The 26,626-nt window shown below is 48.1% G+C and carries 20 protein-coding genes and 1 pseudogene; 6 read left to right on the top strand and 15 right to left on the bottom strand.

Annotated features, from left to right (window positions below):
- Positions 1 to 14: 14 nt before the first annotated feature.
- The 4 genes from otnI (at position 15) to JCM23214_RS07720 (ending at position 5,873) form a co-directional block, all read left to right on the top strand.
- Entirely contained in the window at positions 15 to 803 is a 789-nt protein-coding gene (otnI, locus tag JCM23214_RS07735; protein ID WP_025898459.1) for a 2-oxo-tetronate isomerase, read from the top strand.
- A gap of 85 nt (positions 804 to 888) precedes the next feature.
- A complete protein-coding gene (locus tag JCM23214_RS07730; RefSeq protein WP_084264631.1) occupies positions 889 to 2,694 on the top strand; it encodes a chloride channel protein in 1,806 nt (601 codons plus the stop codon).
- 62 nt (positions 2,695 to 2,756) lie between these two features.
- Positions 2,757 to 5,027: an ATP-dependent helicase gene (locus tag JCM23214_RS07725; protein ID WP_025898457.1), complete on the top strand. Its 2,271-nt coding sequence runs from the start codon at positions 2,757 to 2,759 to the stop codon at positions 5,025 to 5,027.
- 96 nt (positions 5,028 to 5,123) lie between these two features.
- Positions 5,124 to 5,873 carry a 50S ribosomal protein L11 methyltransferase gene (locus tag JCM23214_RS07720; protein WP_084264628.1) on the top strand — a complete coding sequence of 250 codons (750 nt, stop codon included), beginning with the start codon at positions 5,124 to 5,126 and terminating at the stop codon, positions 5,871 to 5,873.
- Positions 5,874 to 5,925: 52 nt separating this feature from the next.
- Here the strand turns inward: JCM23214_RS07720 and JCM23214_RS07715 are convergent, their stop codons facing one another.
- Together JCM23214_RS07715 and JCM23214_RS07710 are read right to left on the bottom strand one after the other, a co-directional pair.
- Positions 5,926 to 6,480 (bottom strand): YjiS-like domain-containing protein, encoded by a 555-nt coding sequence (locus JCM23214_RS07715; protein WP_025898455.1) that lies wholly within the window; start codon positions 6,478 to 6,480, stop codon positions 5,926 to 5,928.
- Between the two features lie 45 nt (positions 6,481 to 6,525).
- The gene (locus JCM23214_RS07710) at positions 6,526 to 6,810 is read right to left on the bottom strand and encodes a hypothetical protein (RefSeq protein WP_148301789.1); all 285 of its coding nucleotides are present in this window, start codon (positions 6,808 to 6,810) and stop codon (positions 6,526 to 6,528) included.
- 192 nt (positions 6,811 to 7,002) lie between these two features.
- Between JCM23214_RS07710 and JCM23214_RS07705 the strand changes: the two genes are divergently transcribed.
- Entirely contained in the window at positions 7,003 to 9,024 is a 2,022-nt protein-coding gene (locus JCM23214_RS07705) for an aminopeptidase P family protein (RefSeq protein ID WP_025898453.1), read from the top strand.
- Positions 9,025 to 9,037: 13 nt separating this feature from the next.
- On the opposite strand, the gene ligA is transcribed toward JCM23214_RS07705, so the two are convergent.
- The 3 genes from ligA to JCM23214_RS07685 are packed head-to-tail and all read right to left on the bottom strand — an operon-like array spanning position 9,038 to position 13,651.
- Positions 9,038 to 11,140, bottom strand: coding sequence for an NAD-dependent DNA ligase LigA (gene ligA, locus JCM23214_RS19655; RefSeq protein ID WP_037492647.1), 2,103 nt, complete (start codon positions 11,138 to 11,140; stop codon positions 9,038 to 9,040).
- 6 nt (positions 11,141 to 11,146) lie between these two features.
- Positions 11,147 to 12,808 carry a DNA repair protein RecN gene (recN, locus tag JCM23214_RS07690; RefSeq protein WP_025898452.1) on the bottom strand — a complete coding sequence of 554 codons (1,662 nt, stop codon included), beginning with the start codon at positions 12,806 to 12,808 and terminating at the stop codon, positions 11,147 to 11,149.
- Positions 12,809 to 12,820: 12 nt separating this feature from the next.
- A complete protein-coding gene (locus tag JCM23214_RS07685; protein ID WP_037492646.1) occupies positions 12,821 to 13,651 on the bottom strand; it encodes an outer membrane protein assembly factor BamD in 831 nt (276 codons plus the stop codon).
- A 373-nt stretch (positions 13,652 to 14,024) separates the two neighbouring features.
- On the opposite strand from JCM23214_RS07685, the gene JCM23214_RS19650 reads away from it, so the two are divergent.
- Entirely contained in the window at positions 14,025 to 14,411 is a 387-nt protein-coding gene (locus JCM23214_RS19650; protein ID WP_037492645.1) for a helix-turn-helix domain-containing protein, read from the top strand.
- A 74-nt stretch (positions 14,412 to 14,485) separates the two neighbouring features.
- Here the strand turns inward: JCM23214_RS19650 and lpxC are convergent, their stop codons facing one another.
- The 10 genes and pseudogenes from lpxC to murD all read right to left on the bottom strand — a co-directional run bounded on the left by lpxC (position 14,486) and on the right by murD (position 26,623).
- Positions 14,486 to 15,418, bottom strand: coding sequence for a UDP-3-O-acyl-N-acetylglucosamine deacetylase (gene lpxC, locus JCM23214_RS07675; protein WP_439646376.1), 933 nt, complete (start codon positions 15,416 to 15,418; stop codon positions 14,486 to 14,488).
- 180 nt (positions 15,419 to 15,598) lie between these two features.
- Positions 15,599 to 17,290 (bottom strand): cell division protein FtsZ, encoded by a 1,692-nt coding sequence (gene ftsZ, locus JCM23214_RS07670; protein ID WP_025898449.1) that lies wholly within the window; start codon positions 17,288 to 17,290, stop codon positions 15,599 to 15,601.
- A 105-nt stretch (positions 17,291 to 17,395) separates the two neighbouring features.
- Positions 17,396 to 18,637 carry a cell division protein FtsA gene (ftsA, locus tag JCM23214_RS07665; RefSeq protein ID WP_025898448.1) on the bottom strand — a complete coding sequence of 414 codons (1,242 nt, stop codon included), beginning with the start codon at positions 18,635 to 18,637 and terminating at the stop codon, positions 17,396 to 17,398.
- Between the two features lie 43 nt (positions 18,638 to 18,680).
- Entirely contained in the window at positions 18,681 to 19,733 is a 1,053-nt protein-coding gene (locus JCM23214_RS22275) for a cell division protein FtsQ/DivIB (RefSeq protein WP_025898447.1), read from the bottom strand.
- Positions 19,721 to 20,628, bottom strand: a pseudogene (locus JCM23214_RS19640) (D-alanine--D-alanine ligase). The gene JCM23214_RS22275 and the pseudogene JCM23214_RS19640 overlap by 13 nt, the downstream one beginning before the upstream one ends.
- A gap of 2 nt (positions 20,629 to 20,630) precedes the next feature.
- Positions 20,631 to 21,575, bottom strand: coding sequence for a UDP-N-acetylmuramate dehydrogenase (gene murB, locus JCM23214_RS07650; protein WP_025898446.1), 945 nt, complete (start codon positions 21,573 to 21,575; stop codon positions 20,631 to 20,633).
- On the bottom strand, positions 21,572 to 22,996 hold the full coding sequence (gene murC, locus JCM23214_RS07645; RefSeq protein ID WP_025898445.1) for a UDP-N-acetylmuramate--L-alanine ligase: 1,425 nt from the start codon (positions 22,994 to 22,996) through the stop codon (positions 21,572 to 21,574). The genes murB and murC overlap by 4 nt, the downstream gene beginning before the upstream one ends.
- A complete protein-coding gene (gene murG, locus JCM23214_RS07640) occupies positions 22,993 to 24,135 on the bottom strand; it encodes an undecaprenyldiphospho-muramoylpentapeptide beta-N-acetylglucosaminyltransferase (protein ID WP_025898444.1) in 1,143 nt (380 codons plus the stop codon). Before murG ends, murC begins: the two co-directional genes overlap by 4 nt.
- Positions 24,135 to 25,256, bottom strand: a complete 1,122-nt coding sequence (gene ftsW, locus JCM23214_RS07635) for a putative lipid II flippase FtsW (protein ID WP_025898443.1) — start codon at positions 25,254 to 25,256, stop codon at positions 24,135 to 24,137. The genes murG and ftsW overlap by 1 nt, the downstream gene beginning before the upstream one ends.
- Entirely contained in the window at positions 25,253 to 26,623 is a 1,371-nt protein-coding gene (murD, locus tag JCM23214_RS07630; protein WP_025898442.1) for a UDP-N-acetylmuramoyl-L-alanine--D-glutamate ligase, read from the bottom strand. Before murD ends, ftsW begins: the two co-directional genes overlap by 4 nt.
- Positions 26,624 to 26,626 lie beyond the last annotated feature (3 nt).

Genomic DNA, 26,626 nt, shown 5'->3' with positions numbered 1-26,626 from the left:
CTTCCGATAAATTGATGATTAACCTGGCTGCCAACCTTAGTTTTCTATATCAGAACGTTCCGTTTCTCGATCGTTTTAAGTTGGCGGCCAACGATGGATTTCGATATGTCGAATACCTGTTTCCATACGACTGCCGGGCACAGGACATCAAGGCTGCGCTCACCGAAAACCAACTGACACAAGCACTTTTTAATTTGCCCCCGGGAAACTGGGAAAACGGAGATAGAGGACTAGCGTCACTTCCGCACCGACAGAATGAATTTACAGAATCTGTCCTCCTCGCTCTCGAATTTGCTAAGGTTCTCGATTGTAAAAAACTTCATGTCATGTCGGGCATACGGCAATACGAAAGTGCGCGGCAGGCACAGCTTGAGTGTTACATCAACAATTTAAGGAATGCCTGCCAGCTTGCTTCAAAGGCGGATGTCACCCTGCTGATCGAACCGATCAACAGTAAAGACATGCCTCACTACTTCTTGGACAGTTTTGATCTCGCCCGTAATGTCATCAATGAGGTGAATGAGCCCAACCTCAAATTACAATTCGATATCTATCATTGTCAGCGTATCATGGGTGACATCCTCGTCCATCTGGAAGACTATTTACCTCTGATCGGTCATATCCAAATAGCTAACCCGCCCCACCGAACGGAACCTTCGCTAGGTGAACTTAATTACAAACCTATATTTGAATTTCTTGATAAAAATTACGGCGGCGTCATCGGATGTGAATATAAACCGTCTACCGATCAGGGCACCCATCTTGACTGGGCGCGGCCATATTTGAAGAAAAACCAAGGGTAACATTGAACTTGCGCTGTAAAAGGTATACAGCTTCATAGGTACCAAAATAATTTACAAGCAAAGCGGTTCCTGTTGTTTTAAGTCAATGCAGCCAAATTTTAGTCAGTTTTCACCTCACAGAATTCTAGAGACACTCAAGTCTTTACGCAGCAACATGCCACTACGGCTAATGCTGTGTTCTTTAATTGTGGGACTGCTGGCAGGTTACGGTGCACTGGCTTTTAGACTTTTAATCGCTGAGGTTCAGAATTTTTTCTATGGCTTTCGAAGCGAATTGGTTGTCACCGAAACCGTTTCACTACCTTGGTGGCAAATTCTGATTACCCCAGTAATCGGCGGCCTTATAATTGGTGTATTTTTAAAGTTCGTTGTACACAGGCGCAGGGCGCATGGTGTTGCAGATGTTATCGAAGCCGTTCTCATCAATCGCGGCAAGATGAAGCTTCGAGATGGTATTGGCTCCTTTTTAGTCAGCGCAACGTCTTTGGGTACTGGGGCATCAGGCGGCCGTGAAGGACCTGTTGTACATTTCGGCGCGATGCTGGGAAGTCAGATTGGACAACGTCTTCGCTTACCGTCAAAATATTACACAACCCTAATTGGCTGTGGGGTGGCATCCGGTGTTGCCGCTTCCTTTAATGCCCCCATAGCCGGAATGTTCTTTGCCCTTGAAGTGGTAATTGGGTCATTTGCAACTCAAGCCGTGGCTCCAATTGTGCTGGCATCCGTTATCGGCACCGTCGTCAGCCGTATCCATATTGGCGATTTTCCAGCGTTTATTATTCCCAATTATAACATTGTCAGTTGGTGGGAATTACCTGCTTTTGCGCTTTTGGGAATTACATCTGCGGTCGTCGCCCTGCTTTTCATTTGGAGCATGGGCTTTGCTGAACGCACAATCGACAGGTTCAAAATTCCTGAAATATTGCGACCAGCATCCGGCGGGTTGGCCCTCGGACTGATTGCACTTGTATTTCCGCAAATTATTGGGGTTGGTTACGAAGCGACGGACAGTGCACTGAAGGAAGAATATGACCTGACACTGCTTTTATCACTTATCGTTGTAAAAACCATTGCAACCGGAATAACAGCCGGGAGCCGTATCGGAGGTGGGTTTTTCTCACCATCCCTTTTTGTTGGTGCAATGACCGGCGGTGCATTCGGTATTATTGCGGCAAGCGTTTTCCCGGAAATTTCCGCAAGCCACGGGCTCTATGCCATATTAGGAATGACAGCAGTATCAGCGTCAGTCCTTGGCGCCCCGATCTCGACAATTCTGATCGTGTTCGAACTCACAGGGGACTACAAAATTTCAATCGCCGTGATGGTAACGGTTGGCATAACAACACTGATTACAAAACAGCTCATTAATCGGAGTATTTTTCAGGTCCAACTCGCCATGCGAAATGTAGATTTGAGCGAAAACACAGCTTTACGCTATCTCAAATTCCGTCAGGTTCGCGGCATAATGGACAGAGAATTTACGGAAGTCCCATCCCAGACTTCAATGCTAGAGCTGCGAGAAATTATAAGCAATACAGGTCATGATAAAGTCGTCGTCTTCAATCCTGACGACCATTCCTTTATTGGGCGTATCGAATTCGCGGATCTAAAACCGCATATGTTTGGAGATATTACCCACGACCCCGCAACAGCCGGTGAACTCGCGATCAGAAACAGTCCCGTTGTTTATCCAGATAGCAGCCTCAAACAGACACTTTCCCTTATGACCAAAACTCATTTGGAATGCCTACCGGTTATTGATAGCGCTACAAAAACCAGACTGGTAGGGTTATTGCACTATTCTGACCTGCTTCGGGAATATAACGAAGCGCTCTTGCATATGCAGAATATCGAGCAAGGAAAAAAAGCATCAGAAGGCAGCCTGTAACTTTCGTCAATTTCCCGATTTGATGACTGGAACAAAACGCGACCATGGAGTATATGTTGGCCATGGAAGATTCATTCGATATTGCAAATTTTGACCCCACTCCCTCCTCGCAAGCGCCGGATTTTAGCTACCTCGACGGGCTAAATGAGGGTCAGCGCGCCGCTGTTGAGGCAATAGACGGACCTGTGCTGGTACTAGCCGGCGCGGGAACGGGAAAAACAAGGGTTCTGATTACACGGCTTGCTCATATATTAAACACGCGTGATATTGCTCCCTGGCAGATTTTAGCGGTTACCTTTACAAATAAAGCCGCTCAGGAAATGAAGGAACGGACAGCAGCCCTTGTCGGGCCCGCAGCTATCGACATAAAGCTTGGTACGTTTCATTCAATCGGTGTCTGGCTACTGCGCCGTCACGCTGAACTTGTGGGCCTGCAGCCAAATTACACGATACTGGACACCGACGATCAATTGCGTTTGCTAAAGCAGATACTGACAGAAGAAGGTGTTGATATTAAAAAATGGCCCCCCAGAGGACTTGCAGCAGTCATCGACCGTTGGAAAGATAAGGGCCTGCGTCCAGATCAAGTCTCTGCAACCGATGGAGACGGCTTTGCACATGGTAGAGCCGCGGCACTATACGAAATATACCAGCAACGCCTTGTCGCCTTAAATGCATGCGATTTCGGAGACCTGCTTCTTCACCCTCTTAACCTGTTTCAAAACCATCCAGATATACTCGCGAAGTACCAAAACCAATTCCGGTACATTATGGTCGATGAATATCAGGATACCAATGTGGCGCAATACCTGCTGCTCCGCTTGTTGGCACAAAAACACCGCAATATCTGCTGTGTTGGGGATGATGATCAGTCGATATACGGCTGGAGGGGCGCTGAAGTTGGTAACATTTTACGGTTTGAAGATGATTTTTCCGGTGCAAAGGTTGTCAGGCTCGAGAGAAACTATCGCTCAACGGAGCATATATTGGGTGCCGCTTCCGGCTTAATTGCCAAAAATGAAGGTCGCCTCGGTAAAACCCTCTGGACTGAAGACAATAAAGGCGAAAAAGTTACCTTAAGAGGGAGTTGGGACGGTCAGGCCGAAGCTCGCTGGATCGCTGAAGAAATTGAAAATCTGGAGCGTAAGGGAACCAGCCTTCAGGAAATGGCAATTCTTGTGCGAGCCAGTTTCCAGACTCGTGATTTTGAAGAATGCTTTCTTTCTACCGGCATACGCTATCGAGTTATTGGCGGTTTACGCTTCTATGAACGCCGAGAAATCAGAGATGTACTCGCCTACCTCCGTGTCATTAATCAGCAAGACGATGATCTCGCATTTGAACGCATTTATAACCTTCCAAAGCGCGGGTTAGGCCCAAAAGCACTTGATACGCTTCGCGTCATCGGCCGTGATTTGGGATTATCTTTGGCACGCGCCGCGGATTACGCTGTGGAACACAGTCTTTTTAAAGGCAAATCCCTCGCATCACTAAAAGAAGTAACGGAAAACTTCGCCAATTGGCGGGAACAAAAAGACTTTATCAGCCCTGCCGAACTGGTTGAAGACGTTCTGGAGACCAGCGGTTACCTGCAAATGTGGAAGGATGATAAATCCACCGAAGCAGAAGGAAAGGTCGAAAACCTGAAAGAACTCTCCCAGGCACTAACAGAGTATGACAATTTGGGTGAATTCCTTGAACATGTGGCATTGGTCATGGAAAATGCCGAAAATCAAGGTCAGGATATGGTCAGCCTGATGACTTTGCATGCGGCAAAAGGGCTCGAATATGACGTGGTATTCCTTCCTGGTTGGGAAGAAGGATTGTTTCCTCATCAACGGGCACTTGACGAAAACGGTTTCAAAGCGCTTGAAGAAGAACGGCGTCTTGCATATGTGGGGATCACACGGGCGCGCAAAAAATGCTTCATCAGCCATGCCAGCAACCGACGAATCCATGGACAATGGCAATCCTCGTTACCCAGCAGGTTTGTGAGTGAACTTCCCGAACAAAATATTGCGGAAGTTGGGGAAAGTGGCATCTATTCTCGAACTGCTGTGGAAGACAATGGCTTTGGTGGTGGAACCAACATTTCAACAGCCAATCACCTGTCTCAAATTCTGCAAAGACGAGCCCATCAAAACAGCAAAATGACAGATAACAGCTCCAAGCCGGTTAATACTGGAAATACCGGAATATCGGTGGGTGACAGAGTCTTCCACCAGAAATTCGGATATGGGCGTGTTCTTAGCCAGGATGCCAATAAATTAATGGTCGCTTTTGACAAGGCGGGTACAAAGAAAGTGATGGAAAATTTTGTCGAACAAGCCTGATGAAGCCAACTTATGGCAACTCTCAATCACTCTACCACTTGAACAAGGCATGGCGTTGGAGCATTATTTGAAGACTTCTGCTTAACGTCTTCATTAATCGAAGCTGTTCCCGATGGAAGTTTATGGCGGCTCGAGCTGCTCTTCGACGGAGAACCGGAAAGCTGGCTTCTTGATCGGCTCCCCTCAGAACCAGCCTATTCACTGGCGTCACTTGAACAACGTGACTGGGTCAGTGAAAGCCAAAAGCAACTACCACCCGTGGCAACTGGACGGTTTTATGTTCATGGATCTCATGATCCTGCTCACAAGTTACCATCCATGCACGATTTAACTATTGATGCAGGCCGGGCCTTTGGGACCGGATTACATGAAACCACCTTCGGCTGCCTCACTGCCCTTCACGACATTCACAAGTATCATAACCCCAAACGAATACTGGATTTGGGATGCGGCTCTGGTGTCCTTGCTCTCGCCGCAGCCAAGGCCTGGGGACGCTCAGTGATTGCAAGCGACATTGATCGGGATGCCGTCGATGTAACAATAGAAAATGCAGCGAAAAACCGGCTGAAACCGTATGTGCGGTCAATTCACGCAACAGGCCTAAATAGTCGGGAATTAAAAGTGTCCGCTCCCTTCGACTTACTCATAGCCAATATTTTGGCGTGGCCTCTTGTAGAATTAGCTCCGGATATAACTCGCGCTTTATCAAAAAATGGCGTTTTGCTCCTGTCGGGACTTCTCAGCAAACAGGAAATTATGGTTCGCAATGCCTATCGGCTTCAGGGACTAAGTCTGAAACGCCGATATGTCTATGGAACATGGAACACATTGGTTCTTGGACATTAAACAAAAAGCCCGGCATTTAGCCGGGCTTTTTATGTCTTACGATGACTAACAGTTAGCTTGCTTTCACATCTTTGTTAGTGTTAGCAGCGCGAACATTGTCGTTTGCAAGTGCAGATTTGCCACTCATTACGTTTGCGATATCGCCACGTGTCAGACCAATATCACTGAGCTGACGTGCATCCATTGCCATCAACTGATGGTACCCTTCACGGCGCATCCGCCATTCAGCCACTTTTTCACCCATACGACCAATCCACGCAAGGACAGGTTTGATTTTGGATGTTTTGGCGGCTTTATCGCCTTTAACAGCGTGTACAATATTACTGCGTGTGACACGCAAATCAGAAAGCTCCCGATCACTCATTGCCTGTAATTGAGCAATCGCCGTTTGAGTTTTCCGATATTCTGCAATCCTAGCTTTCAAGGACGAGACAATATCAGCAACCATTCTATGAGCCTGTTCGCTACGAGCACGGTGAGCATCAGCAATGATACGATCCATGTTGATACCATTGTTATTTGCAATCAGTTTCGGTGTGCCTGCTTTTGAAACTGCGGGGGCAAACATTGCAAGGTCATCCAAATCTTTTTCAGTAAAGCTAATCATCTTCTCTCTCCTAACCCCTGGGCCGCTCGGTCCGGGCCTGGGTTGTTACGCTATATCTTTTCTTCCGAGGGCTTGGCCGTTTTCGTTGGCAGCCGCGTCAGTATTTCTAAGTTCTTTCTGGACAGCCTGACTGATAAAGGCTTTATCCAGATCCAGTTCAAGTTGATCTGCCGAATGAGTTCCCTGAACCGTGGTGTCGGATGACGTAAAAAACGAACGCAAGGACTTAAAGAAGCCTGGACGCTTGCGCTGAACTGGGGATGGCTTGTTTGCTTCGAAGCCATACGCTAGATGCAGGGCTTTGCCGTATTTTTCGTTTCTACTGAACATCTCGAACTCCATATGCTGTGTTCCTGATGAAGTACATATTGCACTGCACACAATAAAAAACAATGGCTTAGTGCCGAAAATTGCCCGCTAAGTCGGAAATGGTGCATTGCAAAAAACGCATAGCTCAGATTGAAATACATTTCAATATGGGCCATATTCCATTGCAAATAGTTGGAAATACGGGGAAATCCTTTGTCAGACACAATTCAGGCCGATATCAACACACTACGTAATCTCTTAAGCACAGAAACACCAGAAATTGACGGCGATCACATTATAAATCTGCTTAAAGCGGCTGCGGCGGCCCCAATCCGCAGTGACAGTGACGAAATATTTGACAATATTCTGCGGAATCGCTCCGCAGCGATAGATAAACTGTTTAAAAAATTACGTCGAGCTTTCGCCGACCAGATAAAATCCACCATACTGGCGCCGGAAAAATCTCGGGAGCGACTTTCCTTACTAAGAAAGGAACTAGCTCGATTAAAAGTAGATGGCTTTATCATTCCACTGAATGATGAATTTCATGGCGAGGCAGCACCTGCCTCTTCAGAGCGTTTGAAATGGCTGACAGGCTTCACTGGTTCAGCCGGTGTTGCAGCAGTAACCGCTGACAAGGCCGCCATATTTGTGGATGGACGTTACACGATCCAGGTACAAAACGAGGTAGACACTGAATTGTTTACAGCTCGTCATGTTAGCGATGAGCCCATGACCGAGTGGCTTAAAGAGGCCCTCGACAAGGACAGTAAACTTGCTATCGATCCTTGGCTGCACACGGAAAACAACATTCGGAACCTGCAACAGGCGCTCGCCGACCCCCACATAACCCTTGTATCCATAAGCCCTAACCCCATAGATAACATTTGGTCGGATCGACCTGCGCCTCCCTTGGCACTTGTTGTTCCGCATCAGGAAAAATTCAGCGGTCAGTCCAGTCGTGAGAAAAGAAGTCAGATTGCCCAATCACTGTCCAAAAAAGGGATTGATACAGTAATCCATACCCTCCCCGATACCACAGCTTGGCTGCTCAACATCCGCGGCGCTGACTTACCAAGTACACCATTCGCACTTGGTTTTGCCATGTTACACCAGGATGAAACCGTTGATCTGTTTATTTCGGAACAGAAAATCTCCAGCGATCTCCGCGCACATCTGGGGAATGGCGTCCGATTGCACGAACCCGATGAATTTGAAAGCCATTTATCAGGCTTGAGGGGTAAGCAGGTCCAAATTGATCCAGCGACAACCAGTCAATGGATCATAGATCAACTCAATTCAGCGAGCGCGACAGTTGTTCGTTCCGAAGATCCTTGCATGCTACCAAAAGCGGCCAAAAATGAAGTGGAAATTCAGGGCACTCGAACTGCACATATTCGCGATGGTGTTGCCGTGGCCAAATTCCTTCATTGGATCAGTGAAAATGGAACCAGCGGTTCGGTTGATGAACTTTCAGCGGAACGGAAGCTGTATCAGTTCAGGAGCGAAGGCGAATACTTTAAAGACACCAGCTTTTCAACAATCTCAGGTTCTGGCCGAAATGGCGCCATAGTGCATTATAGATCTACAGAAGCAACAAACCGGGTACTTGACCAGAACAGTTTTTATCTTGTGGATAGCGGTGGGCAATATCTGGATGGCACCACCGATATTACACGAACCATTGCCATTGGTGAGCCAAGCACCGAAATGAAAGAGCGCTTCACCTACGTTCTCAAAGGGCATATTGCACTTGCTCAGGTCGTATTTCCAAAGGGAACTACTGGATCACAGCTTGATACGCTGGCCAGAGCACCTTTGTGGCAGCTTGGCCTTGATTATGATCATGGCACTGGACATGGCGTTGGCAGCTATCTGTCCGTTCATGAAGGACCACAACGCATTTCGAAAATGCCAAATTCAGTTGCACTGCAAAAAGGAATGATCCTTTCCAATGAACCTGGCTACTACAAAACCGGTGAATATGGAATTCGGATCGAAAATCTTGTCACCGTTCAGGAAATTTCCGCCCCCAAAGGGGCCGAAAGGGAACTATTGGGCTTTGAAACTCTGACCTTTGCCCCTATCGACGTCAACGCCATTGAGAAATCTCTTTTAAGCCCAGAGGAGGTTGCATGGCTTAACGATTACCATGCGGAAGTGTGGCTAAAAATTTCGCCACATCTTGAAGGCCCAGTAAAAGACTGGCTAAGAGATGCAACAGCACCGATCTGAACAATGGGGGGAGTTATCCCCCAATCAGGTCAAGCCACTCTTGTTCCGTCAACGTTGTGACCCCTAACTCTGTGGCTTTTTTTAGTTTGGATCCGGCCTTTGCACCTGCGACCAGATAATCCGTTTTCGCAGAAACGGACCCACTCACCTTCGCTCCCAGATTTTCTGCCTTGGCCTTAGCTTCCGATCTAGTCATGAGTTCAAGGGTGCCGGTAAAAACGACCGTCTTACCGCTGACAGGGCTGTCATCATCCGGCACATCAAATGGCAGGATTTCTATTTCTCTGATAAGTTCGTTCAGCAATTGACGGTTTTGCTCTTCGCTAAAAAACTCTTTGACCGCGTCCGCAACGGCGGCACCTATGCCATCTATGTTGAGCAAATCCACATAGACTTTACCTACATCCGGATTACCGGGCTCAAAAGCATCCAGCAAAGCCTGCAGGGTTAAATAATTCCGCGCCAATAATCTCGCATTGCCTTGCCCAATATGCCTGATGCCCAACGCGTAAATAAAACGATCAAGTTCAATAGTTCTTCGATCATTTATCGCGTCAAACAGGTTTCGGACCGCTTTATCTCCAAATCCTTCAAAGTTACGAATTCTCGTCAAAGAATTTTTGTCGTTTTCTTCAAGACGAAATATATCAGCGGGTGTTCGGATAAGATCACGATTGAAAAACAACTCAATCTGTTTCGCCCCCAACCCGTCTATGTCAAACGCATTGCGGGACACAAAATGCTTGAGACGCTCAACTACCTGAGCAGAGCAAACCAGTCCACCCGTGCATCGACGCACCACATCATCCTTTCCAGTCGTTGGGTTTTTCTCCCTCACCGCGTGGCTACCACATACCGGACAGAATTTTGGAAATTCAAACGGTGTACTTTTCGCAGGCCGTTTATCCAGAACAACCTCCACCACTTGCGGAATTACATCTCCAGCGCGTTGAACCACAACAGTATCCCCAACGCGGACATCCTTGCGTTCAATCTCTTCTTCATTATGCAACGTTGCATTGGATACAACCACGCCGCCGACCGTAACTGGATTAAGCCGCGCAACTGGCGTCAAAGCGCCGGTTCGACCAACCTGTATTTCTATCGCCTTCACTTGCGTAGTCGCTTTTTCCGCGGGAAACTTATGCGCAATTGCCCAGCGTGGGCTGCGGCTCACAAAACCAAGCCTTTCCTGCCAATCAAGACGATTAACTTTAAAGACTACTCCATCAATATCATAATCAAGAGACGCCCTCAGCTCTTCAATTTTACGATAGGCATCTATTGCTTCTTCCATGTTTGAACAAACTTTGGATAATGGGTTTACAGAAAACCCCCAAGCTTCAAAACGCTGCAATACTTCAGCCTGTGTCAAACCGGGAACTTCGCTCACATCTCCCCAAGCGTAGGCGAACAAGCGAAGATTGCGTGTTGCAGTTATGCTAACGTCAAGTTGTCTGAGCGAACCAGCGGCGGCATTTCTAGGATTTGCAAAAACCTTGCCTCCTGCAAGTGACTGTGCCTCGTTCAATTTTTGAAAGTCAGAAATGGGCATATACACTTCACCCCTGACTTCAAAAACATCTGGTATAGACCCACCTTCAGGATTGAGAGTGGTTGGCAGATCCTTCAGGGTGCGCAAGTTTTCTGTAATATCTTCACCTTCACGGCCATCACCGCGTGTCGCCCCCAAAACAAATTCACCCTTTTCATACCTGAGGGCGGCCGACAAACCGTCAATTTTTGGTTCCGCGAAAAAAGCAACATCCTCAGTCGGAGCCAAGCCAAGAAACCTTCGGACACGTCCCTCAAATTCGCGTAAATCTTCACTGTTGAACGCATTGTCAAGCGACAGCATAGGGACTTTATGCTGAACTTTTCCAAACCCTCGCGCTGGCGCTGCTCCTACCCTTTGTGACGGGCTTTGTTCTGAAACCAGTTCAGGGTGAGCTTTTTCCAACGCCTTTAAGGTTTGCAACAATTCATCATATTGCGCGTCTGTGATCAACGGTGCATCATTCTGATAATAGGCGGCGTTATGAGTTTCTATTTCAGCCGTCAATTGCTTATGCAGAATTGCCGCTTCTTCAACGGACAATAACTGGGGGTCCTGCATCTTTGCTTATCCTTCCATCAGGCTGACAGCTGCCGCTCTCGCCTCATTTGTTATGCTCGCACCAGACAGCATACGGGCGATTTCCTCTCTTCTTTCATCGTCTTCCAGCCGCTCAACTGTAGTCCTTGTTGACCCGGATTGAGACATTTTTTGTATGTTCCAATGGCTCTGCCCTGCAGCAGCAACTTGTGGTGAATGAGTTATAACGAGCAACTGGAGCTTTTCAGCCAATCTCGACAATCGCTCCCCAACAGCGTCAGCAGTGGCCCCACCAACTCCACGATCGACTTCGTCAAATATCAATGTTGGTGCTGATCCGGATTGCGCCAGAACCACTTTTAACGCCAGCATAAACCGTGAAAGTTCACCGCCGGATGCAATTTTTATTAACGGGCCAGGATTGCTTCCTGGATTAGTCGCAATCTGAAATTCCACTCTGTCCATTCCACTGGCGGACCACTGGTCCGGCGCCAGTTCTGTCACTGCCGTCATAAATCTGGCCGCTCCCAACCGCAAGGGGCCAAGTTCAGCCATAACAGCAGCATCCAATTTTGACGCAGACTTAATCCGCTTATCGCGTAAATGACCGGCAGCCAGTTCATACTCTTTACGCGCAGCAGCAACCTCTAGCTGCAAGCGTTTCACCTCCGCATCCCCATGCTCTACAGTGGCCAGTCGTTCCCTGAATTGCTCCAAAACATTTGGTAATGCGGAAACCTCACACTTATGCTTACGTGCCGCCGCTCGAAGCGAAAATAGGCGCTCTTCGACTTGCTCAACACCAGATTGATCCAAATTGAGATCATGCGTAACAGCTTCTATTGTCATAGAAGCTTCACTCAGTTCAATGGCTGCTCGCTCAAGACTATCGAGCACCGGATCAAGCTTTCCTGATGCCTTTTCCACGACACGCTCAACTGCACGGGTTGCGTTTCGGATTTTTCCGTCTACGCCTCCGTGATCGTTCAATGCCTTTTGAGCATCTTTTAAAGCTTCAGCTATTTTTTCTGCATGCATAAATGCCGCTCTACTGGCGGAAAGTTCCTCCTCTTCACCTTCGCAGGGATTTAGCGCCTCCAATTCATCTACAACGTGCCGAAGATACTCTTCATCCACCCGCGCCTTTTCAAGTGCTTCTTCCGCTTCGGTCAATTGCTCGGACAACACTTCAAATGTAAGAAACTTTTTAGATACGTCTGCGGTCTGTTTTTCAAGCCGGCCATATAGATCAAGCAGAGCACGATGCCCTCTCGCATCGAGTAATCCTCTTTCCGCATTTTGACCGTGAATTTCAACCAAAGTCTCACCAACTGATCTTAACAGGCCGGTGCTCACTGACTGATCATTGATACTCGCCCGATTGCGGCCATCCGAACTTATTATACGCCGCAGGATCAGCGGCTCACCCTCCTCACGCTCAATATCCTGAAGCAGTTCGAATGCAGGATGACTGTTAGGCAAACTAAATGTTGCTGTGACACTTCCCTTATCTTCTCCAGCTCTTATGAGACCCAGATCAGCACGGGCCCCCAATGCCAAAGCAAGACTGTCCAGCAAAATTGACTTACCCGCACCTGTCTCACCGGTGAGCACGCACAAGCCCGCCTCAAAATTGAGATCCAGTCTGTCGATCAGGACAATATTTCGAATGGACAAAGAGGCCAGCATTGAATGCGTAATCTAAAAAATCTTTTTCCAGGTTTTTGTAATCCAACTATCTTCTTTGACTTCGGGACGAAGATAGTTCTCATCTAGTAGCGCGTAACTGTCCTGATACCATTCACTACCCGGAAAGTTATATCCTAGGACTGCAGCCGCATTTTTAGCTTCATCTTCGATGCCAAGCGCCAGATAACTCTCCGTCAGTCGATGAAGTGCCTCGGGTACATGAGATGTTGTCTGGTATTGTTCAATGACCTGCCGGAACCGGTTGATGGCTGCAACAAATTGATCTGAGCGTTGGTAGTAACGACCAATCTCCATTTCCTTGCCAGCCAGATGATCCCGCGTGAGATCAATTTTCAGTTTCGCATCCCGGGCATATTCTGAATTTGGAAAACGGCGCACAACGATTTCAAGCGCATCCAATGCCTGACGGGTTACTTTCTGATCGCGACCAACACCTGTAATCTGCTCATAATAAGAAATCGCTTTAAGGTAATAAGCGTAAGGAACATCCTTGTTTCCTGGATGTAACTCAATAAACCTGTCGGCAGCCAGAATTGCTTGATCATATTTATTGCTTTGATAGTAAGCGAACGCCGACATGACCTGCGCCTTTGTTGACCAAACCGAATAAGGATGTTGCCGCTCGACTTCGTCGAACCCGCGGGCCGCTTCAAGATAATTTTCCGCGTTCAGATCAGCCAACGCAGTGTTATAAAGCTCCTGGACAGGCCGCTCCTGATAGCTGTCCGCTGCGTCATCACTACTGCAACCACTTGCAAGGACCGTGACCAGCAGTACGCCTAACGTCAGACTAAAGTGTTTTTTCAGGTGCAAAATTGCCATTAACATCATCCATGCAGGAGTTATTTTCGGGGATCATATTATCCAATAGCAGTGCAATTGGGAAGCAGCTAGGAAGGATTTATTTTTCATGAATATTTTTCACAATAGTTCCGTATTTTAGGATTATTTTCCGGCATTTTTCACCCTAACCTATTATTATAAAAGACTTTATCAGAGGTTGTATTATACGGCATTTCTTTTTTGTGATCAGTGTGCTAGATTAATAGCGAAGGTAGACTAACAGCGGTGATCTTCTTCTTTTAAGAAGAGTCCGACAGATCCCGTTTCGGGATACCTATCCCCCGCCAGAGGTATAAGGCGGGAATTGTGTATGGGCTCCCCAAAGGCCCAAGTTTAAGAAAGGTACCAGCTAATGAGTAAACTCGCTAAACGGGTTGACGACCATGTAGGAGAGCGCATTCGGGAGAGGCGCACTATGATGGGATTGACCCAGGAACATCTCGCACAGGCTTTGGAAATTTCCTACCAACAAGTTCAAAAATACGAAACAGGCGCAAACCGTGTTAGCGCTGGCCGGTTGTACGAAATTGCACAGCGACTCGAAGTCGATGTCTCCTATTTCTTTGACCAGCTTGAACCACTTACATCAAGCTCACCGCTTGAACATGGCGGCAAGAATCGCTCCACAATTGAACTTGTTCGCAATTACAGTGAGATTGATGAGCCTTCAGTCAGGTCTGCAGTCAGCGGCCTGATTAAAAGCCTCGCTGGAAGAGAGCGGAAGCGTAAATCCGCGTAACCACTTTTTCAAAAAAATGGAAAAGGCGCGAATTTAATGTCGCGCCTTTTTCTTTCACTTTAACACGCTAGAAATCAAGCCGTAATTGGTGCCGCCGCCTTCTGCTCTGGCCAATAGGCACCGCCAACATTTGAACTGCGAACCGGTGCTTCCGTCGTATAGCACCAAGCGCTTTCATCTTTCAAAAAGGTGTTCAATAACTTGTTGTTCAACGCATGCCCGGAACGAACTCCGTGGAACTGCCCAATAATAGGTGCACCTGCTAAATACAGATCACCGATAGCATCAAGCGCCTTGTGCCGAACGAACTCATCCTGATAACGAAGCCCTTCTTCATTCAATACTTCATCACCACTGAGAACAATCGCATTATCCAAGGAACCGCCCTTGGCAAGCCCCATAGCCTTCAATTGTTCCAACTCGCCCAGAAAACCAAATGTGCGAGCCCGCGCTATCTCATTTTTAAAAATGCCATTCCGCAAGTTAAAGCTGCAATTCTGTTGACCGATGCGTTTGTTATCGAATGCAATTTCAAAAGAAACTGACATATTATCGCCAGGCGATAATGTCGCCACCGCGTCGCCATTGCGAACAGAAACTTCTTTCAACACCTTGATAAACTGACGTGGTGTTGACTGCTCGACAATATCCGCACATTCAATCAGAAAAATAAAGGGTGCGGAGGACCCATCCATAACGGGTACTTCCGGTCCATCCAACTCAACGATCGCGTTATCTACACCACTGCCAGAGAAGGCCGCCATTAAATGTTCAACAGTGCCAACCTTTACACCAGCATCATTGGCAATTGTTGTACACATTACCAAGTCAGTTGTGGCATCATAACGAGCCGGTATGTCAGCGACGGTTGGATCAACATCAACTCTACGAAATACAATACCCGTTCCAGCAGGCGCTGGCTTCAGCGTCATATTAACAACATCACCGCTGTGAACTCCGACACCAGTACAGCTAATGCTGTTTCTCAGCGTTTTTTGAAATGTGATCATGGGTTCTTGTATTTCCATATTCTAATTACCTAGAATAGTTCTACAGAGCCCCCTCTGGAAACTCAAATCACTCTTTGTTACCGTTTGTTTCTGCTTTGCAACAAACCACATTACGTCACTCGGAACACAAAAAAAGGGCTACTAAACAGCAGCCCTTTTTTGCTTTAATTCAAACTATCAATTTGCTTGCCGGCGAAGAAATGCCGGTATATCCAGCAAATCCTCATCCTCGGTTTTCGGCTCCACCCGAACTGAGGATGTTAAGGCTTCTTCCTTTTGTGTCGGTGTCGCTTGAGGGTCTGCTTGAGGCGCTTTTTGCTGCCGTGCAACAGGCTCACGCCTCTCTGCTGCTTTTTTCGCCGCTTCTGCCTGCTTGCGCTCAGCTTCTGCCTTACGGCTCATCCGACCGACCCCAGTCATACGCTCAAACAGGCTTGGCCCCTTGCGTTTGCGCTTCGGTTGCGCGGCTGCTTCTGCGCTTTCACGAGCCACCGGATTAATGAGTTCTTCAGGGCGTTTCTCAACTTTAATTGCAGGTGGCGCCTTGAATGGTGCATTGCCAAGGGAGGCATCAACCTCACCAACTTCTTCACTTTCTTCCATCACATCTTCAATTTCTGAAAGCAAATCAGGTTCTATATCGCGGGCCAAATTGGTGTTTTGATCATGAGCACTCGTTTGACCAACGGTATATTCTTCACCACTAGTTTCAGTGTGATCACCAGACATCATTGGCTGTGAACCTGAGGGCTCAGGAACGGAAGCGCCAAATCCGCTCGCGATTACACCGCTCATATCAGGGGTGTCGCCAGTTGTGCGTGCTCGACCAGAATTTCCGGCAGCAATACCCCCCGTTACCTTCAACAGTGAAGTAACGTTCGGAGCAACTGGTTGCAACGCTTCTCCTGCATCAATGCCTGTTGCAACAACAGACACACGCATTGTACCTTCCATCTCTGCATTAAATGTAGAACCAACGATAATATTCGCCTCTGGGTCCACTTCACTGCGGATGCGATTGGCGGCTTCATCCAATTCATACAGCGTCAGGTCCATTCCGCCAGTAATATTGATCAGAACGCCTCTCGCCCCTTTCATGGAAACATCATCCAAAAGCGGGTTGGAAATCGCGGCTTCTGCCGCCTCGATTGCACGATTTTCACCGCTTGCTTCACCGGTTCCCATCATGGCTTTGCCCATTTCGCTCATGACAGTATTGACGTCAGCAAAGTCCAGATTGATCAGCCCTGGCATGATCATCAGGTCTGTAACACCCCGAACACCGGAATGGAGAACATCATCAGCCATGTTAAATGCGTCGGCAAAGGTGGTTTTCTCATTTGCGATACGGAAGAGGTTCTGATTAGGGATAATGATCAGAGTATCAACGTGCTTTTGGAGTTCTTCAATACCTGCTTCGGCAATCCGCATCCGATGATTGCCTTCAAACTGAAACGGTTTGGTTACAACACCAACCGTCAGAATTCCTTGTTCCTTCGCTGCGCGTGCGACAACGGGCGCAGCACCTGTGCCAGTTCCACCGCCCATGCCGGCAGTGATGAAACACATATGAACACCTTTAAGGTGAGAGCTGATTTCTTCAAGCGCTTCTTCGGCAGCATCTGCGCCGATCTGAGGCTTCGATCCAGCCCCCAGCCCTTCGGTAAGCTCAGCCCCCAGTTGAATACGGGTATCCGCCAAATTTTGCTTTAACGCCTGCGCATCGGTATTGGCAACAACAAATTCAACGCCCTGCAATTCAGACCGGATCATGTTGTTGACGGCATTTCCGCCAGCACCACCCACTCCGAGTACAAGAATTTTAGGTTTTAGTTCAGTTTGGTCTGGTACTGATAAATTTATCCCCACAGCACTACCCTCCTTTTTAACGCAAGCTCTCTAATTAATACCAAATATTGTAGTTAATGGAACCCTACTTCTTACATATTGATCAAAAATCCTCATTTTTTTGGTCTAGAAATTTTCTTTAAACCAATTTCCGATCCGCAAAAGGCGGTTTTGCGGGGTTTTCTCTTCCGCACTCATACCCAGTTGATCATAGAAATTTTTGCGCACCGCATAAGACAGGAGTCCAGCAGCAGTGGCAAAGGCCGGTCCACCTGTGGCATCGGCAAGTGATTTGACACGTATAGGTTTACCCATGCGGACTTGCTTGTCCAAAATTCGGGCGGACAATTCCTGAACACCAGCCAATTGTGATGCACCACCAACTAGGACTGCACGGCGACCTGCAACTTTCGCAAATCCCGACGCGGCCAGACGATCGCGAACAATTTCAAGTATTTCCTCAATTCTGGGCTTGATGATCCCCACGAGCATTGAGCGAGGAACGTGATTTGCCACTTCGCTTTCTGACTCGCCAATCAACGGCACATCAATGATTTCTTTTTCATCTGACGGGCTTGCAAGAGCACTACCATAGAGAGTCTTCATCCGCTCCGCATTGGCTAGACTGGTTGACAATCCACGTGCAATATCATTGCTAACGTGACCACCTCCGACGGGTAGCACTTCGTTGTAAACCATCTCTCCATCATAAAAAACTGCGAAGGATGTCGATCCACCTCCCATGTCTATAACCGTGACCCCAAGATCCATTTCATCTTCCACCAAAGACGCTAGCCCTGATGCGTATGGCGCAGACACAAGCTTGGAGATGCCCAAATGGCATCTTTCTACACAATTGGTAATGTTGCGAACATGGTTATTAAGTACCGAGACCATATGCATGCTGATCCCGAAATTGTCGCCAAACATCCCTCTCGGATCACGAATACCCCGATTTCCATCCACATTATATCCCACTGGAAGAGCATGAATAACGGTTCGGTTCTCTGGGTTGTAACTGGCCTTGGCTTCTTTCAAAGTCCGCAGTAGATCTTTTTCGCCGATTTCCTGTCCACCGATAGACATTTCAACATCAACTGTCTGTGAGGCAGGTTGACCCGCTGTAACGCTCAAATACACATCACGGATCGTCTCCCCGGCCATTCTCTCTGCCGCATCAACAGCGGAACGAATGCTTTCTTCCGCCATTTCCATATTGGTGATGGAGCCGGCACGCATACCCTTTGCGACCTGATGGCCAATACCTTTAACCCTAAGGCCTCCGGTTTCCTCAACGGCAACAAAACAGCACACTTTCGTAGTGCCGATATCCAATGCTGTAATGGGTCCGCTTCTTCCCACTGCCATCTTGTTTTTATTCCCCTTTAAAACAGGCAATCAATTCGTCACCCTAACTTTGTGTCTCCGATTTGGTAAAGCTCTCGCGCCTGTATTCCGCGTCACCTGGCCGTAATTTTACGAACATGCGATCGCCATTTCTCAGGTCAATTGCCATAACTCCTTTATTGAGAATTTTTCGGCTTTCTTGCAGCTGTTCCAGCCGCGCCCAAGCATGAGCCGTGCCCTCTTCAGGCAATAAAACTTTTACGCCATTGCTAAATTCCAGATCCCACCTTCTGTCGCGAATTCGTACCGCGTTCTGCAGACGGGTAAATAAGGCCGGTGATTTTGCCAACATATCAAAGAGTTCAGCAGCTTTTTCATTCGCACCAAATCCAACCACTTTGGGCAGGTGTTTGAATTCGTTGTAATCCCGTTTGGCAACAACCTCGCCTTTGCGATCAATGACGACGGTTCTTCCATTTGTTTGCCAACGTGCAAAAGGACGGCGCTCAATAATTCGAATAAAAATTTCGTCTGGATAACGGCGCATAACCGAAGCTTCTTCAATCCAGCCCAGCTTCTCAATTCGATGACGTGCAGCATCCGGGTCAAAATCCAAAATGCTTGTCCCGCGGCTTACATTCAAAGCTGCCATCAGTTGATCAACAGGAGTTCGCTCACGACCAACGACACTGACCTCCTGAACGACAAGTCCAACACCTCCCAGCGCTTGCAAACGTTTTTCTTCAACCCAGTCAACAGATCGATCAATAACATTGTGAGTAACAACAAGATATCCCAGATACCCAACCATCAAGGAAACAGAAGTAACTACTCCCCCAAAGGCCGCAATCTTACCCCACGCCTGCCCCGACTTGCGCCGTGATGAGCTTTGTGCTGACCTTGACTTTTTTTTCAGCTTCAACTTGGACAAAAATGCAAAGCTATTCGATACCCTATTCTTAACCGCTGCACTGGTCTGCCCAAGGAACTCAACAATAGAAAGCTTTTGGGCAGTCGATTTTTTCGCGCGTGTCTTCTTCTTAGCTGAAGATTTGCGATTTGCGTCAGGTGTTGGTCCCAAGGGGCGATCATGTGCGGTGACTTTTATCTGTCGCATGAGGCATCCTCCACCATCCAGCGAACCAGATCCTCAAAAGAAATTCCAGCATACCCCGCTATCTCCGGTACCAGGCTTAACTCAGTCATTCCTGGCTGTGTATTTGTCTCCAGCAAATAAAAATGCGCTGAGCCCCCGTCCGTATCATCAAAACGAAAATCCGATCTGCTGACACCACGGCACCCCAACGCTTCATGAGCGCGAACGGCCATTTTCAGGACTTCATCGTATCGATCCTTATCAATGGGAGCGGGCATCAGGTGCTCTGCTTTGCCGGAAGTATATTTTGCCTCATAATCATAAAATCGACCGAGCGGCCGGATCTCAACGGCCCCCAACGCTTCATTTCCCATCACTGCAACCTGAATTTCCCGGCCGGGAATATAGCTTTCGACAAGGACTTCATTTCCAAAAGTCCAAGGCACATCTTTCAGTGTTCGGTTTTCATTTTCCAACAGAATGGTAACTCCGACACTCGAACCCTCATTCAGCGGCTTGATCACAAGCGGCGCTGGAAAATCAGCTCCGCCCAAAATTTCTTGTCGGCTCATCACCCGCCCATCAGCGCACCTAAGCCCTGCCGCCTCAAAGACGGTTTTTGCTGCGGGCTTATCCATGGCAAGTGCAGACGCCAGCACACCGGAGTGAGTATATGGGATACCCAAAATTTCCAACATTCCCTGCACAGTTCCATCTTCACCAAAACGTCCATGCAGCGCGTTAAAACAGACATCAGGCGAAAGTTTTACCAACTCACTCGCGATGTCTCTTGTGACATCAATAGCTGTGACCTGATAGCCGCAACGCTTCAAGCTTTCGCACAGGCCTCCCCACTATCAAGGGAAACTTCTCTCTCTGCGGACCATCCACCCATTAGTACGGCAACATGCGTCATGACTATTCCGCCTTCTCGTTATCTTTCAAGTGCTCGCCGATACGAACTATTTCCCAACGCAACAACCGGTCAAATTTCTCAAAAACACGCCTGCGGGCTTCTTCCCCAACCGCTTCAATATCTGCCGCTGTTGCCCCACCTGTGTTGATCAAAAAATTACAATGCATTTCCGATATCTGCGCGTTGCCAACTCGAAGGCCTCGCGCGCCCACCGCGTCGATAAGCTCCCATGCTTTTGCTCCTTGCGGATTTGCAAAAGTAGATCCTCCCGTTCTGCTTTTTATGGGTTGACTATCTTCTCTACTTTTCGCAATCTGTTCCATTTGTCCGCGGATTTCGGCGGCATCACCTTCGCGCAACTGCAATGTTGCCTCAGTGAAAATCCAATCATCTGGAATTGAACAATGGCGATAGGAAAAACCCATATTTTCGCAGCTCAATTCATGTCGCCTGCCGTCTCGATCAAACGCCACTGCGCTCACAAGTATGTCTTGCAACTCCGTGCCGTAAGCACCAGCATTCATCCGAAGGGCACCACCGATACTACCTGGTATGCCACTTAAAAACTCGGCGCCTGTCAGACAATTTTCGGCTGCAAAACGGGCAACAAATAAATCCAGCGCACCTGCACCTGCACGCACCCTGTGATTTTCCAACAGTTCCACATTCGTAAAATTCCGTCCCAAGCGGATCACAACACCTCTGTATCCACCGTCGCGAACCAGCAAATTGGATCCAACCCCAAGAGTAAACACTGGAATATCGGCAGGGGTTTCTCTCAAAAATTGGCTTAAGTCATCTTCATCATCAGGCTTGAACAAAACATCTGCGGGTCCACCCACTTGAAACCAAGTTACCTTATCCAGCCGAGCATTTTCCCGAATTCGCCCTCTCACCTCTGGCAGGCGTTCACAGATGGATATGCTACGGATTGAAGGTTGGTTCATTCAGAACCTCCTGTATCTTCCAGTGCGGCAAGCTCTGATGGTAATCTGTTAGCCCAAAGAGAAATCGACCCTGCTCCCAAACAAACCACAACGTCACCTGGCTCTGCCACTTCTGCAACCTGCTCCGCAAGATATTCAGGCCCTTTCAAAGCCACCACATTTCGGTGCCCACGCGTCTTAAGCCCCTCCACATAGGATTCCTGTGTAATGCCATCGATTGGCTGCTCTCCTGCCGCATATATATCAGCGACAATCACAACATCAGCGTCATTGAAACAGGTGCAAAAGCCTTCGAAAAGATCCTTGAGGCGTGAATAACGGTGCGGCTGAACAACGGCTATTATTTTATTCTGATACGCCTGACGTGCCGCAGACATTACAGAGGATATTTCAACAGGATGATGTCCATAGTCATCGATTACAGTGATACCATTCGCTACACCTACCCTCGTAAACCGACGTTTCACACCACCAAATTCACGAAGTCCTTTCTTGAGGGTGACTTCGTCAAATCCCATTTCGGCGCCCACCGCAACTGCTGCCATAGCATTTTGAACGTTGTGCGCACCCGGCATAGGCAACTCAAACCCTTTCATCATGTGTCGCTCACCGCCTACACGCTCACTTATTGCAACATTAAAACGGGCGCCGCCCGCTTCAAAGCGAACATCGACCGCGCGATAGTCGGCTTGTGGGGAAAGCCCATACGTAATCAATCGACGATCCGAAATTCGACCGATTAAAGCCTGAACTTCTGGATGATCAATACACAGCGCTGCGAAACCGTAAAAAGGGATATTTTCCACAAATGTTAAAAACGCATCCCGCACACCATCGAAATCACCATAAAAATCAAGATGCTCTGGATCGATATTTGTAACCACGGCGACAGTTGCAGGAAGCTTGGTAAAACTTCCATCGGACTCGTCAGCTTCAACAACCATCCAGTCCCCATCTCCGAGGCGGGCATTTGTACCATAGGCATTAATGATACCACCATTGATTACAGTAGGTCCGGCATTCGCCGCATCAAGCAAACTGGCGAGGAGAGAGGTTGTGGTTGTCTTTCCATGCGTCCCACCAATTGCAATAGCCCATTTCAGGCGCATCAACTCTGCCAGCATTTCCGCCCGGCGGACCACCGGGATCAGGTTCGCCCGGGCCTCCTTTACCTCTGGGTTGTCAGGTTTCACTGCAGAGGAAATGACGACCACATGGGCATCCCCCAAATTTTTGGCATCGTGACCAATATGGACAGGTATCCCTAGTGACTTTAAACGGTCCACGTTGGCATTCTGCGACAGATCTGATCCTTGGACCTGATACCCCAACGTGTGCATTACTTCAGCGATACCGCTCATTCCAATGCCACCAATGCCAACGAAATGGACCAATCCAATATCTAGGGGCAGCGCTCTCATGCGACAACCTTTCCACTCTTTATCGAACGGCTCGTTCGATTACCTGTAAATCGTTCTACCAGATCAGCAAGTTTCGCCGCTGCGCCAATTTCAGCGGAGTTGGCCGTTGCTAAGGCCATTGTTTTCAGCTTGTCTGGACATTCAAGAAGCGTCTTCAATTTTGAACTAAGCAGCTCTGGGGTAAAATCATCCTGTGCAATCAGGACCGCCGCACCCAAATCAACTGAACAACGCGCGTTCTTTGTCTGATGATCATCCATCGCGAACTTGTAGGGAACCAAGATCGCAGGCCGTCCGGCCGCCGCAAGTTCCGCCATTGTAGAAGCACCTGAACGACCGATGGCCAAATGACAATTTGCGAGCAACTCCGGCATGTTACTAAAAAAAGTGTCCAAAACTACTATACTTGCGGTGTTCGCATACAAACTCCGAACCTGATCAATGTCTTCAGCTCGACATTGCTGAGTAATATGGAGTCTGGCCTGAAGGTCTTTATCGAGTAGGGACACCGCTACCGGCACGACGTCCGATAATATCTTGGCTCCCTGACTACCACCTGTAATCAACAGATTAACTGGCTCTTCATTTCCGACACATCGATAGGGAGTACCGTGTAACTCCTGAATTTCACGCCGGACAGGATTACCTGTAAAGCTCATTTTTGCTTGCAGATTTCTCTCATCAGTATCGGTATATGCAAACGATGTTGCAATGCAGTTGGCTCGTCTCGCAAGTAACCGGTTAACCCGTCCCAGAATTGCATTTTGCTCGTGTAGAAGAAGTGGGATTTTGAGCAAGGAAGCAGCAAATGTAGGAGGAAGAGAAGGATAACCGCCAAATCCCACGACCGCATCAGGTTTTATTTGCCGCAAATACATTATCGACTGCAACAGCCCTACACCTAACTTGAAAACGGACGTTACCTTCCCAGGCAGCCCCCCAAGAGACGGGGATCCCGCTTTTATCTGCTTGATCGTGGCTCCAGGAAACATCTCCTCATATCGTTCGCCTCGCTCGTCAGTCATCAAGGTTACTTGATAACCGCGTTCACGTAACTCCCCCGCAAGCGCCCTAGCAGGAAAGATATGGCCGCCAGTACCACCACTTGCCAGAACAATATGTCCGCGCGTCTGCTCCATCAGAGGTCCCCCGATCCGGCGCGGCGGCGACTAAGGGCGAGCAGCATCCCCATTAAAACGGCCAAAGCCAGCATGGAAGACCCACCATATGAAATGAAGGGTAATGTCATTCCCTTGGTCGGCATCAAGCGTAAATTAACGCCCATATTAATCACTGCCTGCAGCCCAAACTGGGTCAACAGACCCGCCGCAGCCAGGACCACAAAGAAATTTTTCTCTTCCAACAGACGGCTAAACCCGCGAAGAACGATAAACATAAACAGGCCAACCAGCAGCAGGCAAAACAGCACACCGAATTCTTCACCAACAACCGCAAATATAAAATCTGTATGAGCATCAGGCAGAACCCGTTTGACCGATCCATCACCCGGTCCAACACCAAAAAAGCCACCTGTCTGGAAGGCTTCCATTGCGCGCTCTATCTGGTAATTTTCGCCCCCATCAGGTTTTAAGAACCGATCAACCCGGCTCGAAACATGAGGGAAGAAATAATAAGCCCCTGCCGCACCTGCAATGCCAAGACCTAAGAATAGCGCAACCCACATGATCGGTAGACCTGCCAGGAAAAACTGCGCAAACCAGACCGCAGAAACGACAAGAGTCATTCCCACATCGGGTTGCGAGAGCAAAAGCACTACTACAATCAGATACAGAGCAATTGCGATCATATTACCCGGTATATCTTCGCTTCGCTTCTGTTGAGCAAACATCCATGCTGAAACAACTGCAAAAGCAGGCTTTAAAAACTCAGTTGGTTGCAAGGTAAAACTTCCAAACCGCAACCAGCGGCGAGCACCTTTTACTTCTGGCCCGATTAACAAAGTTGCGAGCGTTAGCACAAGGCAAACACCAAATAATATGACCGCCAAGCGACGAACCCAAAGTGGAGACATCAGTGAAATGGCGAAAATGATCATAAAAGCGAGTGGAAGATAGAAAAACTGCCTTTGAACGAAATGGAAACTATCCAAATCAAGACGATTTGCCACTGCTGGACTTGCAGCCAACACCATTACAGCGCCCATCACAATAAGCAGGGAAACGGCCATCAAGGTCCAACGATCAACCGTCCACCACCATCGACCAACTACGGATCTGTCAAGACGGGTAAAAGTTGTCATGAAAGCCCCCCGTTCAAGACAATCTCCTTAAACTGATTACCACGCGCCTCAAAACTCTTGAACTGATCAAAACTCGCTGCAGCAGGTGCCAATAAAACAACCGCCTGTGAAGCACATGTCCCTGCCATTTTATTCGCCAACTTCACAGCTTCTGGGAGTGTCCCACAATCAGTGTAAGGAACCTTACCTTCCAGTGTTTTGGAAAACTCGCAAGCGCACTCCCCGATTAGAAAAGCATGAGCAACCCTGCCAAAATAAGGAGAAAGTTCTTCAATTCCGCCAGCCTTTGCAACACCTCCGCAAATCCAATAGATATTCTCATAAGAACTTAAAGATTTTGCAGCTGCTTCAGCGTTTGTTGCCTTGCTATCATTAACAAATGATATGGTTCCGATCGTTTTTACTGGCTCCATACGATGAGCCAACCCGCCAAACGACAATACACCTCTCTCGACCTCGTCAGCCTGCATTCCACAAACAAGACATGCAGCCACTGCTGCTGCGGTATTTTGCCAGTTATGCTCACCTCGCAGCGCCGCATGCTCCCGAAGATCAAATTCCAGCAAAAGCTTTCCTGCGTCACGAACCTGAAGCAGTCCCTGCAGAACTGAAACGCCGTCATCCAGCCTTTGTTTTGTAGAAATACCTACTAGCCGATTATCATTAATGACTTCTTTTGCGATCTGCTGACAAACGGGATCATCAAGATTAAGGATCGCTGTATCACCCTTTACCTGCTCATTAAAAATTCGCTTTTTGACAGCTATATATCCTTCAAGGTCTCCGTGCCTGTCCAGATGATCAGGTGTGATATTAAGCAAAATGGCCACATCTGCATGCCAGGATGGTGTTAAATCCAACTGATAGGAGGAAAGCTCCAACACATAAATGCCTTGCTCCGATAGCTGCGGCAACTCCATCACGGGTGTGCCAATATTACCGCCCAGCGCAGCCTCCTTGCCTGCAGATTTCAAAATATGATGAATTAGCGCAGTCGTCGTCGATTTTCCATTCGTGCCGGTTATCCCGACAATTTTACCCGATGTTTTTTCTTTCAGAAAAACCTCGATATCACCGATTACCTGCTTGCGGTTTGCATTTGCGTGCTCGACAACTGGATGGGGTTTTGGGTGTGTCAGCGGAATACCTGGACTAAGGATAATCGTATCAACATTTGCCCAAGCGTCGCTTGAATAGCTCACAACTTGTAAACCGCTCGTTTCGGCAGCCTTTCGGCCTGCCTCCTGATCGTCCCACACCAATACACGCGCATTCCCCTCAGCCAGTTTTCGGGCAGTGGCAAGTCCACTTTTCCCAAGACCAAGAACAGCAACATTTCTGTTTTTATAAGCGCGGCTTTCCATCATCCC

The organism is Sneathiella glossodoripedis JCM 23214, from assembly GCF_000616095.1.
GTDB lineage: Bacteria > Pseudomonadota > Alphaproteobacteria > Sneathiellales > Sneathiellaceae > Sneathiella > Sneathiella glossodoripedis.
This window is presented reverse-complemented; position numbering and strand designations above follow the sequence as displayed.

Coding starts and splice junctions, on each gene's coding strand:
- otnI (WP_025898459.1), top strand. CDS start 15: ATGATTAACCTGGCTGCCAACCTTAGTTTTCTATATCAGAACGTTCCG.
- JCM23214_RS07730 (WP_084264631.1), top strand. CDS start 889: ATGCAGCCAAATTTTAGTCAGTTTTCACCTCACAGAATTCTAGAGACA.
- JCM23214_RS07725 (WP_025898457.1), top strand. CDS start 2,757: ATGGAAGATTCATTCGATATTGCAAATTTTGACCCCACTCCCTCCTCG.
- JCM23214_RS07715 (WP_025898455.1), bottom strand. CDS start 6,480: ATGATTAGCTTTACTGAAAAAGATTTGGATGACCTTGCAATGTTTGCC.
- JCM23214_RS07710 (WP_148301789.1), bottom strand. CDS start 6,810: ATGTTCAGTAGAAACGAAAAATACGGCAAAGCCCTGCATCTAGCGTAT.
- ligA (WP_037492647.1), bottom strand. CDS start 11,140: ATGCAGGACCCCCAGTTATTGTCCGTTGAAGAAGCGGCAATTCTGCAT.
- recN (WP_025898452.1), bottom strand. CDS start 12,808: ATGCTGGCCTCTTTGTCCATTCGAAATATTGTCCTGATCGACAGACTG.
- JCM23214_RS07685 (WP_037492646.1), bottom strand. CDS start 13,651: ATGGCAATTTTGCACCTGAAAAAACACTTTAGTCTGACGTTAGGCGTA.
- JCM23214_RS19650 (WP_037492645.1), top strand. CDS start 14,025: ATGAGTAAACTCGCTAAACGGGTTGACGACCATGTAGGAGAGCGCATT.
- ftsA (WP_025898448.1), bottom strand. CDS start 18,637: ATGGCAGTGGGAAGAAGCGGACCCATTACAGCATTGGATATCGGCACT.
- JCM23214_RS22275 (WP_025898447.1), bottom strand. CDS start 19,733: ATGCGACAGATAAAAGTCACCGCACATGATCGCCCCTTGGGACCAACA.
- murB (WP_025898446.1), bottom strand. CDS start 21,575: ATGAACCAACCTTCAATCCGTAGCATATCCATCTGTGAACGCCTGCCA.
- murC (WP_025898445.1), bottom strand. CDS start 22,996: ATGAGAGCGCTGCCCCTAGATATTGGATTGGTCCATTTCGTTGGCATT.
- murG (WP_025898444.1), bottom strand. CDS start 24,135: ATGGAGCAGACGCGCGGACATATTGTTCTGGCAAGTGGTGGTACTGGC.
- ftsW (WP_025898443.1), bottom strand. CDS start 25,256: ATGACAACTTTTACCCGTCTTGACAGATCCGTAGTTGGTCGATGGTGG.
- murD (WP_025898442.1), bottom strand. CDS start 26,623: ATGATGGAAAGCCGCGCTTATAAAAACAGAAATGTTGCTGTTCTTGGT.